Annotated in this window: 16 protein-coding genes; 5 read left to right on the top strand and 11 right to left on the bottom strand. The window is 46.1% G+C overall.

Going from position 1 to position 17546, the window contains the following annotated elements; translation table 11 throughout:
- The first annotated feature begins 2 nt into the window (after positions 1 to 2).
- Positions 3 to 179 (top strand): DUF1289 domain-containing protein, encoded by a 177-nt coding sequence (locus tag ICN22_RS00825; RefSeq protein WP_216168443.1) that lies wholly within the window; start codon positions 3 to 5, stop codon positions 177 to 179.
- 21 nt (positions 180 to 200) lie between these two features.
- On the opposite strand, the gene acuI is transcribed toward ICN22_RS00825, so the two are convergent.
- A complete protein-coding gene (gene acuI, locus ICN22_RS00830; RefSeq protein ID WP_216168444.1) occupies positions 201 to 1184 on the bottom strand; it encodes an acrylyl-CoA reductase (NADPH) in 984 nt (327 codons plus the stop codon).
- Between the two features lie 87 nt (positions 1185 to 1271).
- On the opposite strand from acuI, the gene ICN22_RS00835 reads away from it, so the two are divergent.
- The 3 genes from ICN22_RS00835 to ICN22_RS00845 are packed head-to-tail and all read left to right on the top strand — an operon-like array spanning position 1272 to position 2751.
- On the top strand, positions 1272 to 1556 hold the full coding sequence (locus ICN22_RS00835) for a hypothetical protein (protein WP_216168445.1): 285 nt from the start codon (positions 1272 to 1274) through the stop codon (positions 1554 to 1556).
- Positions 1557 to 1574: 18 nt separating this feature from the next.
- Positions 1575 to 2066, top strand: coding sequence for a flavin reductase family protein (locus ICN22_RS00840; RefSeq protein WP_255533772.1), 492 nt, complete (start codon positions 1575 to 1577; stop codon positions 2064 to 2066).
- 22 nt (positions 2067 to 2088) lie between these two features.
- On the top strand, positions 2089 to 2751 hold the full coding sequence (locus ICN22_RS00845; RefSeq protein WP_216168446.1) for a glutathione S-transferase family protein: 663 nt from the start codon (positions 2089 to 2091) through the stop codon (positions 2749 to 2751).
- Positions 2752 to 2818: 67 nt separating this feature from the next.
- Here the strand turns inward: ICN22_RS00845 and ICN22_RS00850 are convergent, their stop codons facing one another.
- From ICN22_RS00850 to ICN22_RS00890, 9 genes are all read right to left on the bottom strand, one after another.
- Complete coding sequence (locus ICN22_RS00850) at positions 2819 to 5854, bottom strand: efflux RND transporter permease subunit (RefSeq protein ID WP_216168447.1); 3036 nt, start codon at positions 5852 to 5854, stop codon at positions 2819 to 2821.
- A gap of 7 nt (positions 5855 to 5861) precedes the next feature.
- Positions 5862 to 7001 (bottom strand): efflux RND transporter periplasmic adaptor subunit, encoded by a 1140-nt coding sequence (locus tag ICN22_RS00855; RefSeq protein WP_369411558.1) that lies wholly within the window; start codon positions 6999 to 7001, stop codon positions 5862 to 5864.
- Between the two features lie 169 nt (positions 7002 to 7170).
- Positions 7171 to 8706, bottom strand: coding sequence for an efflux transporter outer membrane subunit (locus tag ICN22_RS00860; protein WP_216168448.1), 1536 nt, complete (start codon positions 8704 to 8706; stop codon positions 7171 to 7173).
- A gap of 144 nt (positions 8707 to 8850) precedes the next feature.
- Positions 8851 to 9714, bottom strand: coding sequence for a pirin family protein (locus ICN22_RS00865; RefSeq protein WP_216168449.1), 864 nt, complete (start codon positions 9712 to 9714; stop codon positions 8851 to 8853).
- A 10-nt stretch (positions 9715 to 9724) separates the two neighbouring features.
- Positions 9725 to 11557, bottom strand: coding sequence for a glutamine--fructose-6-phosphate transaminase (isomerizing) (gene glmS / locus ICN22_RS00870; RefSeq protein WP_216168450.1), 1833 nt, complete (start codon positions 11555 to 11557; stop codon positions 9725 to 9727).
- Positions 11557 to 12993, bottom strand: a complete 1437-nt coding sequence (gene glmU, locus ICN22_RS00875) for a bifunctional UDP-N-acetylglucosamine diphosphorylase/glucosamine-1-phosphate N-acetyltransferase GlmU (RefSeq protein ID WP_216168451.1) — start codon at positions 12991 to 12993, stop codon at positions 11557 to 11559. The genes glmS and glmU overlap by 1 nt, the downstream gene beginning before the upstream one ends.
- The gene (ttcA, locus tag ICN22_RS00880; RefSeq protein ID WP_216168452.1) at positions 12990 to 13898 is read right to left on the bottom strand and encodes a tRNA 2-thiocytidine(32) synthetase TtcA; all 909 of its coding nucleotides are present in this window, start codon (positions 13896 to 13898) and stop codon (positions 12990 to 12992) included. Before ttcA ends, glmU begins: the two co-directional genes overlap by 4 nt.
- A gap of 27 nt (positions 13899 to 13925) precedes the next feature.
- Complete coding sequence (locus ICN22_RS00885; protein WP_216168453.1) at positions 13926 to 14321, bottom strand: dihydroneopterin aldolase; 396 nt, start codon at positions 14319 to 14321, stop codon at positions 13926 to 13928.
- Positions 14322 to 14375: 54 nt separating this feature from the next.
- Complete coding sequence (locus tag ICN22_RS00890; protein WP_216168454.1) at positions 14376 to 15191, bottom strand: SDR family oxidoreductase; 816 nt, start codon at positions 15189 to 15191, stop codon at positions 14376 to 14378.
- A 90-nt stretch (positions 15192 to 15281) separates the two neighbouring features.
- Here ICN22_RS00890 and ICN22_RS00895 point away from each other — a divergent pair, with 90 nt between their 5' ends.
- Complete coding sequence (locus ICN22_RS00895; protein WP_255533774.1) at positions 15282 to 16409, top strand: class I SAM-dependent methyltransferase; 1128 nt, start codon at positions 15282 to 15284, stop codon at positions 16407 to 16409.
- A 5-nt stretch (positions 16410 to 16414) separates the two neighbouring features.
- Here the strand turns inward: ICN22_RS00895 and ICN22_RS00900 are convergent, their stop codons facing one another.
- Positions 16415 to 17545 carry a tRNA nucleotidyltransferase/poly(A) polymerase-related protein gene (locus ICN22_RS00900; protein WP_216168456.1) on the bottom strand — a complete coding sequence of 377 codons (1131 nt, stop codon included), beginning with the start codon at positions 17543 to 17545 and terminating at the stop codon, positions 16415 to 16417.
- Between the last annotated feature and the right edge of the window lies 1 nt (position 17546).

Genomic DNA, 17546 nt, shown 5'->3' on the forward strand with positions numbered 1-17546 from the left:
CTTTGACAACTGTTCCATCACCTTGTATCAACTGGTGTGACATCAACCCCGACAATGGTTTTTGCCGCGGTTGCTATCGCACACTTCATGAGATTGCTGATTGGTCTGAATTGTCTAACTCAAACAAGCTTGAGATTTTAGAAAAACTACAAGCACGCAAACCTCAAGCTCCACAATAAGTACTGTGGATTACCAAACACTCATTTATTTACATCCACGATTAAACGACCGCGCACATTGCCAGCCATCAGCTCTGCGGCGTACTTTATAGACTCTTCTAAATTAATTTCGTGATAGATCTCTTCCAAAGTTTTAATATCAACCAACTTACTTAACTGCTCGTAAGCAGCAATGCGTTTTGCTTTTGCTACTGTCACACTATTGATGCCATACAAAGTTACGCCACGCAAAATGAATGGCGCAACAGTCGATGGAAAATCCATACCTTGGGCAAGACCACAGGCGGCAACTGCACCATCACTCTTAGTTTGAGCACAGGCGTTGGCCAATGTATGGCTACCAACGCTATCGACTACTGCAGCCCAACGCTCTTTTGCCAAAGGCTTGCCAGGGGCTGACAGTGCTGCACGATCAATCACTTCACTAGCACCTAATTTCTTTAAATAATCAGCTTCGGACATCCTTCCTGTGCTGGCTACAACAGTAAACCCAAGTTTACTCAGCAAAGTAATCGCAAAGCTACCAACTCCACCTGCGGCACCAGTCACCAATACTTCTCCATCGCTAGGCTTTAGGCCATGCTTTTGTAAAGCCATCACGCATAGCATTGCGGTGTAGCCAGCAGTGCCAATTGCTAGGGCCTGCTTAGCAGTAAAACCCTGCGGCAAAGGGATGAGCCATTCAGACTTCACACGTGCTTGCTGCGCTAAACCACCCCAATGACCCTCGCCAACACCCCAGCCATTGAGCAGCACCATGTCGCCAACTTTAAATTCTGGGCTAGCACTCTCTAAAATCTCTCCCGCAAAATCAATCCCGGGTACCATCGGAAAGCTACGCACCACTGCACCTTTGCCAGTAATTGCCAAGCCATCTTTGTAGTTCAGCGTGGAGTAGAGCACCTTAACCCTGACATCACCCTCAGGCAAGCTGGCCTCATCAACCTGGGCAAGTTCAGCCCGATAACCTTGATCATCTTTATTTACCAAAATAGCCTTAAACATGTCTCTTCCTTTTAAAAGCGCTGCATTCTCCACAGCAAATACGTAATAGGTTTATCCTAACGAGCATTGCTGATTATGGAGGTTTCCATGAAAAAAATTCTACTCTTAACTACAACTTGTGGTCTAGCACTGATTGGCTGCTCATCGAGCCAAATTAATATGTCTATGGGCAATATGCGCTTAATCACCTCCAGCGCAACGCCACAAGAGGTGATGGATTTTGCCAGCACAACTTGTAAGAATGACTTTTACCAAGGCGCTAGCTTCCTTTCTAAGGCCGGCAAGGAATATCGCTTTAAATGTGTAAAAGCTGAAGAGAACGAAATTCTGACCCCCATTCCAGGCACTACTATTCCGACTGTAAGCAAGTAAGTACCTCAACAAGCAAGCATGATGACCCAATTTACTTCCCAAGAGCTCCGTAAGGGATTCTCTTCCTTTGCAACCGGGGTCACAGTGATTACTTGCCTAGATGCGGAACAGCATGCTCATGGCATCACTATCAGCTCTTTTAATACCGTTTCCTTAGAGCCACCGCTGATTTTGTGGAGCCTGAAAAAGCATTCCCGCTTGATGCCTAATTTTGAAGTGGGTCATAAACAATTAATTCATGTACTGGAGCGCTCACAAGAGGCTATGGCGATGCACTTTGCCACCGTGAAAGAAGATCAATTCACCAGCGTCCCCCATAAAATTGCAGCAAGTGGACTTACTCAAATTGAAGGATGCGCTGCGTACTTTGAATGTGAGACCGTATCCGTGCACACTGGCGGCGACCATAACATCATTGTCGCCAAAGTCCTCAACCTAAAGCACGCCCCTGAAAGTCATCCACTCATATTTGCACATAGCAAGTTTATGGGTCTAGATTCATCACTTTAAAAATACTCGAATAGGAATTGAAATGATGCGTTTATGGGGAAGAAAAAGTTCTATCAATGTGCAAAAAGTATTGTGGTGCTTTGCAGAACTGGGGCTAGAAGAAGGCAAAGATTTTGAGCGGATTGACGCTGGCCTTCATTTCGGGAAAAACCGTACGCCCGAATTTTTAGCGCTCAATCCGAATGGCCTAGTGCCAACCTTAGAAGACGGCAATCTTGTGCTGTGGGAATCCAATACGATCTTGCGCTATCTTCGCAGCCAATACGATCCGACAAACCATTTTCCGGCTGACATTGCCGCCCAGTATCAATCTGAGAAGTGGATGGATTGGCAGGTAGGGACTATGTGGCCAGCATTACGTATCGCCTTTTTAGGGCTAACTCGTACGCCTGAAAACGAGCGTAACAAGGAAGCTATTCGTAAGGCTTATCAAGATAGCAATGCGCTATTTTCCTTACTAGATCAGCAGCTGGCAAACCAGCACTATTGCTCTGGAGGCGCATTTAATATTGGGGATATTCCGCTAGCACTTTGCGTAAGCCGTTGGATTTTATTGAATCAAAATTTTCCAGATCAAACTGGGCCCCGTCCTTCTTTACACAATATTGATGCATGGATGCAGCGCATCGAAACGGGAACTAAGTACAGCGTAGTTGCAGAAAAAGAACTAAATATTGTGAAGTAAAGCAATAGCTCAACTAGAAAAGGGTGAACTTGATTCACCCTTTTTCTTTGCTTAATTCAAGAATGTATTACTGCTGCTTAAATTTCTTCTGATGGTGATCTGCGCCAATAAATAAGTACATCGCCGGCACTACAAAGAGTGTAAACAGCGTACCAATTGATAAGCCAGTAAAGATCACAATACCCATCGATTGACGGCCAGCAGCGCCTGCACCAGAAGCAATTACTAGAGGTACCACGCCTAATACCATCGCGGCAGTCGTCATTAGGATCGGGCGTAAACGTACGCTACTAGCCTCTACGATAGCGTCCAACTTACTACGACCAGCCTCTTGTAACTCATTAGCAAATTCCACAATCAAAATACCGTGCTTACTAATCAGCCCCATCAATGTAACCAGTCCAACTTGGGTATACACATTCAAGGTTGTGAATCCCAAATTAATGAAGATCAGCGCTCCGAATAAAGCGAGTGGTACTGAAACTAAAATGACGATGGGGTCGCGGAAGCTCTCAAACTGGGCGGCCAAGACCAAGAACACAATTAAGATCGCAAAGAACATAGTCACCAAGAAACCGCCAGACTCTGCCATGAACTGACGAGACGGACCGGCGTAATCCATGGTGTAACCGTTCGGCGCAACCTCTTTCAAAGTTTGACGCATAAACTCCAGTAAATCTGCTTGAGAAATAAATGGCGTACTCACACCAAATATCGTCGCCGAGTTGAGTTGCTGAAAGTGATTAATTGACTGCGGCACTACTCTTTGTTTAATAGTTGCGATGGTACGAGCCTGAATCATCTGTCCGCTAGGCGTGCGTATGTAGTAGTCAAGGATTTGATCCGGGTTTAAACGGTCTACCTGCTTCACTTGCGGGATAACGCGATAAGAACGTCCAGCAACTGAGAAGTAGTTAACATAGCCACCACCCAAAGCAGCAGATAGCGCACTACCAACTTGCTGCTGGGTCATACCCAGTGCAGCTACTTTTTCACGATCGATCTCTAAAACATCTTGAGGTTTATCAATCTTCAAATCAGAATCTACGAAAAAGAAGTTGCCACTACGACGAGCCTTATCCAAAACCGCTTGGGATACCTCATTTAATAATTCGTAAGACTCGGTAGTGTTAATCACTACCTGAACCGGCAAGCCCTGTGCGCCAGGCAAAGCTGGGAACTGGAAAGCGGCTACGCGAGCACCAGCAATCGAATTCCACTTACTCTGCATATCCTCTTGAAACTTAGTAGCATTTCGACTGCGTTGACCCCAATCCTTAAGCAAAACACCGCCAAAGCTGCTTGTTGGACTGGTGATCTGAAACATCTGCTCATACTCAGGCTCCGCAGCTGATATTTGATAAATCTGATCAGCATAAGTCTGCATCTGATTGACTGTACTGTTTGGCGGTCCCGAGGCCTGCATCAACACAATGCCCTGGTCTTCTGTTGGCGCTAATTCAGAACGTGCAGTGGAGTAAAGATAAGCCACCCCACCTAGCAAAATTACACCCATCACAATAATGACCTGCCAAGTACTCAAAAGCTCACGCAAAGTAGTTTGATAGCTGTGGTGCACTTTTTCAAAAATATGGTCAATCTTTTGAACAAACGCTGAAGCCTCTTGTTCTTCAGTAAAGATACGTGAACACATCATCGGAGAAAGCGTCAAGGCAATCAATCCAGATACTGCCACCGCACTTGCTAAGGTAAAGGCAAACTCGGTAAAGAGCGCACCTGTTAAACCACCCTGAAATCCAATCGGAATATACACAGCGATCAGCACAATGGTCATGGCTAAAATAGGTCCGCCCAACTCACGCGCAGCAATTAAGGAGGCCTCTAATGGAGACTTACCTTCCTTCATGTGGCGGTCCACATTCTCGACCACAATAATGGCATCGTCGACTACCAGGCCAATTGCTAAGACTAGAGCAAGTAGTGTCAACAAATTAATGGAATAACCCAAGACCTGCATTAAGAAGAATGTGCCAATCAAAGAAAGTGGCATCGCAATCACAGGCACTGCTACTGCGCGTGCACTACCTAAGAAAAGATAGATCACTACCGTCACAATTAACAGCGCTTCTAACAATGTAGCCACCACTTCATCAATCGAGGTGGTAATGAACTTAGTAGAGTCGTACACCACCTTACCGGACATGCCGGTTGGCAACTGCTTCTGAATCTCTGGTACTGCGGCACGAACCCGCGCCGCCACATCGAGCAAGTTGGCCTGTGGTGCCACCTTGATCGCGATGAATACCGACCTCTTGCCGCTAAATGCGACGTTAGTGTTGTAATCTTCGGAGCCCATAGTCACGCTAGCTACTTGGTCCAAATACACAATATTGATGCCGTCTTTTTTGATTACTAACTTACGGAACTCATCAAGCGTGTGCAAATCAGTGCCCGCCACCAAGTCCACTGCGACCATATCGCCTTTAGTGCTACCCACTGCTGATAAGTAGTTATTAGCTGCCATGGCGCTATAGACATCATCCGCGCCCACGCCAAGGCCAGCCATCTTCTCGCGATCAAGCCAAGCACGCAGAGCAAACTTTCTACCACCGGTAATTTCAGCATTCTGAACGCCGTCTATAGAGTCTAGCTTAGGCTTGACTACCCGCAAAAGGTAATCAGTAATCGCGTTGTTTGGAATATCTTCACTATAAAAACCCATGTACATAGCTGCAGTCGATTGACCAATTTGCACAGTCAGTACAGGCTGCTGGGCTTGCGGTGGTAGCTGATTCTTAACCGAGCTAATTTGGGTCTGGATCTGCGTCAATGCCGCATTGGAGTCGTAGTTCAGTTTGAGGGTGGCAGTAATGGTTGAGAGGCCACTCACGCTCATCGAAGACAAATAGTCGATACCTTGAGACTGAGCAATCGCCGTCTCTAATGGCTGTGTAATAAACCCTGCAATCGTCTCTGGATCAGCGCCATAGTAGGCCGTTGTAATCGTCACAATGGCATTTTGGGTTTGCGGGTATTGATTTACTGGCAAGGATCCCACTGCCTTCAAACCAAATACCAGGACGAGTGCACTCACCACCAGTGAGAGCACCGGCCTACGAATAAATATGTCAGTCCAATTCATTTAGGACTTATTCCTGTGGCTGTGGGTTAGGTGAATTAGCTGGTAACACCTTGTTATTCACTATCAATGGCGTTCCATTCTTCAACTTAAGCTGTCCGCTAGTAACCACTATGGCACCCTCATCAACCCCTTTAAGAATCGCTACCTGGTCTCCGCGTGTCGGCCCAGTAGTCACAAAGACTTGTTGAGCCTCCAGTGCTGGTTTGCCCTGCTTATCTTTCTTTCCGGTTGGCTTAGCAATAAAGACTGTTGAGCCATATGGGTTATAGGTCACGGCCGTCTGGGGCAAAGTCAACATCTTCACCTGCTCACCTAACTTGATATTCACATTAGCAAACATACCCGGCAAGATCTTTTTATCTGGGTTGGCTAACTGAGCCTCAATCTGAATATTACGCGTATTCGTATCGACCTTCGGGCTAATCGCAGTAATCTTGCCAGTAAAGCTTGCGCCTTTAAATGCGTCAGTTGTCACCACAATTTCTTGCCCAACCTGAATTTGTTCGGCATTACTTTGTGGGAGATTGAAATCCACAAAAATAGGATCTAAGGTTTGAAGAGTAAGTAACTTATCACCTGGGTTCACAAACTGACCAGGATTAATCATCACAATACCAACGCGTCCACTGAAAGGGGCTTTTAAATTTTTCTTAGCCACCAAAGCCGTTTGCTGCTCTACCTGCGCCTGCTTGGAGGCGGCATCAGCCCTACTGGTATCAAACACATTCTTACTAATAGCCTGAATTTCTAACTGCTGCCTATCGCGTTCATTAATTACCTTGGCCAAATCTGCCATGGCTTGCAACGATTTCAACTGAGCCACATCAGAGGCATCATTCAACTTAATCACCAACTCACCCTCTTTAACATCCATACCAGATTTAATGGGCACGTTTTGAACTAAGCCACCAATTTCAGTGCTGAGCTCTACACCTCTAAATGCACGCACATTACCAACGCTAGACAACTTAGGTTGCCATGCCGTCGTTTCCACAACCATTGTAGAAACCGATGCTGGTGGCAAGCCCATGCCCCCAATGAAATACTTAATCATGGCGGTCTTGAGTTGATTAAATCCAAAAATCAAACCTAATAACAAAAATACACCGCACAACATAATGGTCATACGACGACCCAAAGGAGTCATAGACTGCAATTTAGCGTTAATCTTGCTGCGCATAAAACGTTCGCACAAACGCAGCCAAAATCCTTTTATCTTTTCCAAAAGAGCAATGAGCCTCTCGCGAAGTTTCCACTCTACCGCCTTAGCAAGCATCCACGCCCATAAGGCAAGCGCTACTGCAGTTGCTTTGGTTTTAATTGTTTCCAGAAGTTTCATTTTGATCTTTGTTCGCTATGGCTTTTGGTTGAAAGGCTGGGCCGGTACGATTCCACCAACCGCCGCCCAATGCTGCAAATAATGCTGCCGTGTCAGAGAATCGAGTCGCTTGCGCAGAAACCGATTTGACTTTAGCAATTTGATATTGATTTTGGTAATAGAGGACAGCCAAGTAGCTAGCAGTACCTAGCTTGTATTGCTGCTGCACCAAATCCAAAGTTTCATAAGCATAGCGTTCAGCGTCTGATGCAGACTTCAATGCTTGAGCGCCTGTTTCTAGAGCACGTAAGGAATCGGCCACTTCTTGAAAAGCCTTAAGAACAGTCGCTTGATATTGAAAAACTGCTTGTTCGTAGTTGGCCATCGCACCACGGCGTTGAGCTAATAACTGCCCACCCTGAAAGAGTGGCTGAAAGATACCGCCAGCAATAGACCATAGAGTGGCATTCGGCCCAAACAAGGCTGAGCTTGTTAATGCTGCGGAGCCAATAGCACCAGTGATATTAAATTGTGGCAATAAATTCGCAGTAGCAACACCCACCAAAGCATTGGTGGCCTTGAGTTGCGCCTCTGCTGCACGCACATCTGGTCGCTGACGTACTAAGCTCGATGGCACTGAGAGCGGCAGCTTCTCTGGTAAATGCAAAGACTTCAAGTCAAAATTGGTGATGCTGGCATTACTAGGTAAGTCACCCACCAACACTGCCAGCTGATTACGCGCAAATGAAAGATTGCGTTCGTAGGTAAATAAATCGACTTGCGAGTTAGAGACCAAGGTTCTTTGTGAGGTCACATCCACCCGAGAGACTGTACCAATTGATAATTGCTTTTCGGTAACTTCGGCTAAATTTGTTTGTGCTTTTAAAATTTCTTCTGTAGCTTGCATCTGCGCTCGCAAAGCCGCCTCTCGTACCGCACCGGTAACAATATTGGCCGTCAAAGAAAGATAGGCGCCTTCTAGCTGAAACTGTGCAATTTCCTCTTTTGCTCTAGCGCTTTCAACTGCGCGGCGTGCGCCACCAAAGACATCTAATTTATATGTGACATTTACAGAAGCGTTATAGAGGTTGTAAGTGTCAGATCCAAAAGGCAAGCCATAAATTGCGGCGGGTTGTAATTGCCGAGTAGCACCGCCATTTAAACCGACGGCTGGAAAATACTGTCCACCAATTTGGGCATTGACATTTTCCTGGCTCGCGCGAAGCGCAGCATCAGCAGCGCCTAAATTGGGGTTTTGCTGAAGAGCCTTTTTGATGAGGACATCTAATTCAGGAGACTTAAATAACTCCCACCACTGAGCCTCAATATCGGCACCTTCAATAAACTCTTGAGCCGTGCCCCCTGGAACTCCTGGCGCCGTAGCTAGTGTCTGAGAAAGGGTAGTTTCGGTATACCTAGATGTATTCGGAGCTTCAGGTTGCTTGAAGTCTGGACCTACCGCGCATGCAGAAAGAAATCCCGCAAAAATAAGCGGAAGCAAACGCAAGCAAGAGAATTCTTTGAAGCCGAGCATGAACTGTGACAAACATCCTTTTCTATAGCAGATATTTGAACACACTTTTCTAAATGAGTCTGTGTAACACCTTGATTTAAATAATAAATTTTGTACACAGCTAAACACAGAAGTCAAACGGATTTTTTTACCCCTGGCATCTTTTTAGTGGGCAATTCTTCCAAAACTTCCGCTATTGAAATCCTGCATAGCCTGAGCTATCTCTTCTTTGGTATTCATCACAAATGGGCCATAGCCAACGATAGGCTCATTAATAGGTTCGCCACTTAACAGCAAAGCAATCGAGTCTTCAAGTACATTAATTTGAATATCTTGGCCTTGATTGCTAAACATCAACATCTGAGCATCTTTGGCCACTACTCCCTCACCCACCTCAATAGCACCCTTAAGTACAACTAGAGATGCATTCCAACCCTCAGGCACCGGAAGTCTTGTCGAACCCTTCCTCAACTTCAGGTCAATCACATGCATAGGGGTGAATGTACGAGCAGGGCCTTGATGGCCATCCAACTCTCCAGCGATGATGCGGGCTTGCCCCGACCCATCCTTCAAATCAATTGTAGGAATCTGTTTATCTAGAATGGCCTGATAACCTGGCTTGGTCATCTTCAGTTTTGCAGGTAGATTGACCCACAACTGCACCATATTCAGAGTGCCGCCGTTTTTAGCAAAGTCTTCAGAATGAAACTCTTCATGCAAGATGCCAGAGCCGGCAGTCATCCACTGCACGTCGCCAGGGCCAATGATGCCGCCCTGACCAGTGGAATCCTTATGCGCTACTTCGCCCTCATAAACGACCGTGACAGTTTCAAAACCACGATGGGGATGCGAGCCTACCCCCTTACGTTCAGTGGTTGAGGCAAACTCCGCTGGACCCGCATAGTCCAGCATTAAGAATGGACTCATCTGCCTTCCCAGATCTTGATAGAAAAACAAGGTACGGACAGGAAAGCCATCGCCAACCCAGTGACCCTGATCATTGCCTTGAATGCCGATTACTTTTTTCATACTCTTGGGATTACTCCACCGTAACGCTCTTTGCGAGGTTACGCGGCTTATCGACATCGGTGCCTAGGGCGCAAGCGGTGTGATACGCCAGAAGTTGTAGCGGAACTATATGCAAGATTGGTGAAAGATTGCCGTAGTGTTCAGGCAAACGAATCACATTAATGCCTTCACTACTGGTGATCTCGGTATCTTGATCAGCAAAGACATAGAGCTTCCCACCGCGAGCTTTAACTTCCTGCATATTCGACTTGAGCTTTTCTAATAAGTCGTCTTTGGGGGCTACAGTAACCACTGGCATCTTCTCGGTAACGAGTGCAAGTGGTCCATGCTTTAACTCACCTGCTGGATAGGCTTCAGCATGAATATACGAAATTTCTTTTAACTTGAGAGCACCTTCAAGAGCAATTGGATAATGCATGCCACGCCCTAGGAATAAAGCGTTTTCACACTTAGCAAATGCTGTGCTCCAAGCGATGATCTGAGGCTCAAGGGCTAAGACCGCATGCAATGCTTTTGGTAAATGGCGCAAGTCACGTGAGAGTTCTTTCTCTCGCTCGGGGCTTACTTTTCCTGCCCGCTTAGCCAATGAAACAGCCAGTAGATAAAGGGCAACTAGCTGAGTTGTAAATGCTTTAGTAGAAGCTACGCCAATCTCGGTACCAGCCTTGGTCAAGAAGCTCCAATTGGTTTCGCGAACCATAGCACTAGAGGCCACGTTACAAATCGCAAGAGTATATTGATGTCCCAGCGCTTGCGCATGGCGCAAAGCTGCCAGAGTATCGGCAGTCTCACCAGACTGGGAGACCACCACAATTAAAGTATTGGGATTGGGTACGGTTGTGCGATAGCGATATTCACTAGCAATCTCAACCTGTGTCGGAATACCCGCCAAATCTTCTAACCAATACTTGGCCACGCAGGCAGAGTAGTAGCTAGTACCGCAAGCCAAGATCAAAATTTGATCAAACTTTTTCCACTGCTCGGGGTCGGCATTAAAGAGTTCTGGGCCAAAGCTAGCAATATTGGCAAGCGTGTCACCAATAGCTCTAGGTTGCTCAAAAATCTCTTTCTGCATGTAGTGCTGATAAGGCCCTAGATCCACAGAGTCGGCTTGCGCAGGCATCGGCTTTTGTTCTCGCTGCGCTATCTTTCCTGCCTGATCGATGATCTCAACGCTCTCTGCTTTGAGAACAGCAACATCGCCCTCTTCCAAATACATCATGGATTGCGCTCGACCAGCAAGCGCTAAAGCATCAGAAGCGAGGAAGTTTTCTTTCTCACCAAGAGCAACGACCAAAGGTGAGCCTACTCGCGCGCCCACCAAAACATCTGGACGATCTTGTGCAATCACAGCAATCGCATAAGCACCATGAAGTCGTGGCAATACGGAGCGGACTGAAGCAACTAAATCTACTTGCTTACTGGATACATAAGCTTGATGAATTAAATGCGCAATCACTTCAGTATCCGTTTCTGAAGTAAATGTATAGCCTGCAGATTTCAGCTCATTGCGCAGTGATTCGTAGTTTTCAATAATACCGTTGTGAACAACAGCAATCAATCCACCAGAAATATGGGGATGTGCATTTTGTGTATCAGGCTTACCGTGAGTTGCCCAGCGAGTATGCGCAATACCTAGAGTGCCATGAAATTCTTTACCCTGCTCTGCTAACTCAGAGACCCGCGCAGTAGTACGTGCACGCTCAATCGGATGCTTGGCATCATCACCATTAATGACAGCAAAACCACAAGAATCATAGCCGCGGTACTCAAGGCGACGTAGGCCTTCAATTAAGACTTCAACAATATTCTTACGTGATGCTGCGCCAACAATTCCGCACATTATTTTTTAACCTTCACGGATTTTTTGGTGGCTACTTTCTTTACTGGACGCTGCCACTGCAAAGAAATTTGCTTAGCTCGTGATACTGTCAACTGATTCGGAGGTGCATCTTTAGTCAGGGTTGTACCAGCACCTAGGGTAGCGCCACGGCCTACGCGCACTGGGGCAACCAGCTGAGTATCAGAGCCAATGAAGACATCGTCCTCAATAATCGTTTGGTGTTTATTCACGCCATCGTAGTTACAAGTAATCGTACCTGCGCCAATATTGACTCTCGAGCCAACAATGGAGTCACCCACATAAGCTAAATGGTTGGCCTTACTGTTTGCAGCAATCTTGCTGTTCTTCACTTCTACAAAGTTGCCAATATGTACATCATTAGACAAATCCGCACCAGGACGCAAACGAGCATAGGGTCCAATTAGCGAATTTGAACCAACTTGCGCACCATCAATATGACTGTACGGGTGAATGGTGACATTCTTACCAATCACACTATTGCGAACAATGCAGTACGGACCTAATTTTGTGCCCGCAGCCAAGGTAACACTACCCTCAAATACACAACCAACATCAATAAAGACATCCGTGCCGCACTCTAGCGTTCCGCGGATATCGATGCGCGCTGGATCTGCCAAAGAAACGCCAGCATCCATTAATATATTCGCCTGATTAAGTTGATGAACTCGCTCTAGTGCGGCCAACTGATCGCGACTGTTAACGCCAACAGTTTCATATTCAGCATCAGCTTGTGCAGTACGAATAGGTACGCCATCTTTGACTGCCATTGCAATCACATCAGTTAAATAGTATTCACCTTGGGCATTGCTTGCACGCAAAGACTTCAACCACTTCTTGAGTGAGTTTGTTGGCACTACCATGATGCCGGTATTGATTTCTTGAAGGCGTTTTTGCGCAGGTGTCGCATCTTTTTCTTCAACGATCTCTATTACCGAGCCATCGACATCTCGCACGATGCGACCGTAGCCTGTTGGATTGCTCAGGTTTTGGGTTAGCAGCGCTAATGCAGAATCTTGACCACGGATACCATCAGCCAAATTGGCTAATTTTGAGAGCGTCTTTTTACTTGTGAGAGGCACATCACCATACAGAACCAAAGTAGGTTCATTCACGTCCAGCTTAGGCAAGGCTTGCAATAAAGCATGACCCGTTCCTTTTTGCTCAGCTTGTAAGGCAGTAGCTACTTTGCCAAAACGAGAATCTTGCTCGCTAGCAGTTTGGAGGAATTGCTTAACATCAGCAGCGCCATGCCCAACAACGACAATGGGGCTAGTTTTAGTGCTTTTACCTTGCAGGTCTAGAGCCGTATTCAAAACGTGCTGGAGAAGGGGTTTGCCGGCCAAGGTTTGAAGAACCTTGGGTAAGGCGGACTTCATCCGCTTTCCCTGCCCAGCAGCCAAAATAACGATGTTCATAAAGAAGGATTATAAGACCCCTGAATCAGGGTTCCACAGGCTATTTCATCAATTTCTGTCTCGTCAATTGCCTTATCTCCGGCAGATCTTGCGGCAATGCCCGACAGTTCTGTAGAAATCTCTAAATTCTTAAAGTCAAACGCCTCACCATCCATCAAATGGGAGGGCACGATGTGGTGCATTGAGCGAAAGAGATTCTCAACACGCCCAGGGTGCTTTTTCTCCCAATCGCGCAACATCTCTTTCATGGCGCCACGCTGCAAATTGGGCTGACTGCCGCACAGATTGCACGGAATAATCGGGAAGTTCATGTCTACTGCATAACGCTCAAGTAACTTTTCAGGAACGTAAGCTAGAGGGCGAATGACAATATGCTTACCGTCATCTGATCGCAACTTTGGCGGCATACCTTTAAGCTTGCCAGCAAAGAACATATTGAGCATTAGTGTCTCTAAGATGTCATCACGATGGTGGCCTAAGGCAATCTTAGTGGCGCCTAACTCATCTGCTACGCGATACAAAATGCCACGACGTAATCGAGAGCAAAGTCCACACGTAGTTTTCCCCTCTGGAATAACACGCTTGACGATGCTATAGGTATCTTGATTTTCAATGTGATACTCGACACCTAAAGCTTTTAAATAATTCGGCAAAATCTCCGCCGGAAAGCCTGGCTGCTTTTGATCTAAGTTGACAGCAACCATTCCAAAATTAATTGGTGCGCGCTCACGCAGCTTCAACAAAATATCGAGCATGGCATAACTATCTTTGCCGCCCGATAAACACACCATCACTTTATCGCCATCTTCGATCATTCCAAAGTCGCCAATCGCTTGACCAACTAAACGACATAGCTTTTTTTCCAGCTTGTTTTCTTCTAAGACGACTTTACGAATATCACTCATGGCTACTAAATTTTTTCTTTAATTTCTTTAAGCCTGCTTCATCCGAAACACCTCAACACCAACAGAATGGCAATCAGGATAGACATCGGGCTTAGCTGTACTGACGCGAGCAGCAATGACCTTGGGATGCAAGAGCATTGCAGCAACGATGTCATCGCAAAAAGTTTCCTGTAAGTGAATATGGCCTTGGGAAGACAGCGACTTAATGGTTTCACGCATAAAGTCATAGTCAACTACTTCTTCCAATAAATCCTTAGAAGGGGTATTGATATTCAGCGGAATATAGAGGTCTACATTCAGAATAACGCGCTGTTCAGCCTTTTTCTCAAAATCATGGACACCAATATTGATATAGATTTCATAGTCACGTAGAAATAAGCGGCGGCAATCAGCCAGTGCTGGATTAGAAAGAATGGTATTCATAAATTGTGTATTGATTCTTTCTTTATTAACTATTTTTTATTCTGTATTAAATTCTTAATTGGTTTTAAACATCACATCGCGTAATGATGGCAATAGATGCTGTCCGCCATCCACGTATAAGGTGGTGCCCGTGATCGCATTAGAGCTCGCTAAAAATACAGCTGCTTTTGAAATATCACTGGGTGTTGATGATTTTCCTAATGGCGTCATCTGGTGTGCTTTCGCAAAACCTGCTTCGGTTTGATCGCCCGAAGTCAGGGTAATACCAGGGGCTAAACCAATCATGCGTAAGTGCGGAGCAAAATCTACCGCCAGCACTTCAACTGAAGTGAGAAGCGCTGCTTTAGATAATGTGTAAGACAAATAATCTGGATTGAGATTAATTAATTTTTGATCGAGCAACTGAATTACAGAAGGAGTTAATAAATTACTACCGCTTGCTTGCTTTGCCCGACTCTTTTGATATGCAAACATCAACTGAGATAACAAGATGGGTGCAGCTAGATTGACCTGCATATGGTCTTGTAAAATCTGACTACTGAGCGGAGTATCGGAATTGGCACGATCATATTCAAAGATCGAGGCGCTATTAACCAGGCATTGCAAGTTACTGAACTCAGCAAGCACTGCGATGAATAGAGCATTGATTTCCGTCTCATTAGCGAGGTTTGCCTTGAATGCTACGGCCTTACCTCCTAACTTCTGAATTTCAGTTACGGTAGCTTGAGCCTCGGATGCAGACTGGCCATAATGAACTGCTACATCCCAGCCCTGACGAGCAAACTCCAAGGCAATTTCTCGACCAAGACGCTTGGCAGCGCCGGTCACTAAAACTGCTTTATTTTGCTGAGGTTGTGGGTTTGAACTCAAGTTACCTAAATTCTCTTAGACTAGCGAGCTATGGATATTACCTTGACCAGCCTTGAAACGGCTCATACCGAGCTTCTTAGCCAGAAAATAATGGCAGAAATCGCCTCAAACGGCGGCTGGATCCCCTTCTCAAGATATATGGAAATGGCCCTCTATGAGCCAGGAATGGGCTATTACAGTGCCGGAGCTCATAAATTGGGAACCGGTGGTGATTTCACGACCGCACCTGAGCTATCCCCCCTGTTTGGCGCTGCCATTGTGGAGACGCTTTTACCTATTCTCGAGGCTCTTCAGTCTCAAGGACTCCCCACCCAGATTCTGGAATTTGGTGCCGGTACGGGCAAGTTAGCCCAATCCATTCTCAGCCGTCTTCAAGAGCTTGATTTCACTCTGGATCACTATGACATCATCGAGATCTCGCCCGACCTAGCTCAAAGACAAGAAGAGCGACTTCAACATCTCTCCAAGAAACTCAATTTATCTACTCAATGCCATTGGCTCAGCTCCTTACCCAACAGCTTCAAAGGCATTATGTTAGCCAACGAAGTCATTGATGCCATACCTTGTGATGCCATCATTTTCCAAAATGGTTTCTGGTATTGGCAAGGCGTCTCAGTTGTTGATGGTAAGCTTATTTGGTCAGCAGGAAAGCCGGCTGAACAGTCGCTACTTCCAGAAGCATTGGTGAATGGAAGTTTCTCTGAAGGCTATGTCACTGAGTTACACGTACCAGCAAATGCTTGGATGCGCCAAGTAGCTAATCATCTAGATACCGGACTCTTTCTGACTTTTGACTACGGCTTTCCAGAGAATGAGTACTATCACGCTCAACGTCTCGAGGGAACCTTAATAGCGCACCATCGCCATCATGCAATTCAAGATCCGTTTTATCTTCCAGGACTATGTGATGTGACTACCCACGTTGAGTGGTCACAAATTGCGCGTAGTGCGCTAGAGGCAGGGGTTGATGATGTCTATCTCAGTAATCAAGCAAGCTATTTGCTTGATGCGGGTATTGGTGATATCGCATTAGAGATTGGCGACCCTAGCAATCCAGAAACTTTTTTACCCATTTCAAACTCTCTGCAAAAACTGTTATCCGAAGCAGAGATGGGGGAGATCTTTAAGGTCTTCGCATTCTCAAAGAAACTATCCGACATATTGCCAGACCATACATTAGAGGGCTTACCTGGCCTACGAGGTAGAAACCGGCTTTAAATTAATTAGCTAGCTAGTGCTACAGAAATGGCCGAGAGTCTTGTAGCATCTACTGCACTGCGAATGCTTTCCCCATTGGATCGCTCCTCTGCTGGAATGCCTTCAATCACTTCGGCTGTGTTGAGTACCTGAGCATTTTGCATTGCCAAAATTAAAGTGTCGACATTCAGGCCGATGCGTTTAGCCAAATCTAATAAAGCCTGGCCACGATCAGGCTTGCGCCATACATCCGCACGATTGAACCATGCCAGCACATTGGAAGCTTGATATGCATCCCCTGCTGTCTGCTCAGTTAATAAATTAAGCTCACTAAAGATTTCACTAAAGTCTCGCACCTCATTTGGCATTTTGACGCACGCTGCCCATGAACGAATTTCACTAGCAGGCAAATGCATCAGAGTGATAGCGCAGCGATCTTCCAAGCGGTTATCTGATGCATGCAAATGCGCAATGAGCTGCTCACGAAATTCTTCTTTAGCCAAATAGGATGTCAGTGTTGCGGGTAGCAATATCTTGGCTGCGTCAGCATCTAGCAGAACTTGGAACATTCGCATTGGCTTGCTGGCAGTAAAGCCTCTAGCTAACTCCTGCCAAATTCTTTCAGCAGAGAGTGCTGACAATTCATTGGATCGAACGATAGCCTGCAAAGCATCCATAGTTTCTGGCGCTACCGTGAATTCTGGGAAGCGGGCTGCAAAACGGGCGATGCGTAATAGTCGTAAAGGATCTTCTGCAAACGCATCCGATACATGACGGAAAATTTTTGACGCTAAATCGTCCTGGCCGTTGTAGGGATCCAAAATAGGTCCTAGCCATTTGCCATCAGCCCCCACCTCTTGAGCCATTGCATTAATAGTAAGATCACGGCGCTCTAGGTCTTGCTCTAGCGTGATAGTTGGGTCGGCATAAAACAGAAAGCCTTTGTAGCCCTTACCCGTCTTACGCTCCGTACGAGCCAGGGCATATTCAGCTTGAGTCTCTGGATGCAGAAAGACGGGGAAATCCTTACCCACCGGACGATACCCCTGAGCAATCATCTCTTCTACGCTAGAGCCCACCACCACATAATCAATGTCGTGTACCGGCAAACCCATGAGGGTGTCCCGAATAGCACCACCGACTGCATAGATCTTCATC

The organism is Polynucleobacter bastaniensis, assembly GCF_018882205.1.
Taxonomy (GTDB): domain Bacteria; phylum Pseudomonadota; class Gammaproteobacteria; order Burkholderiales; family Burkholderiaceae; genus Polynucleobacter; species Polynucleobacter bastaniensis.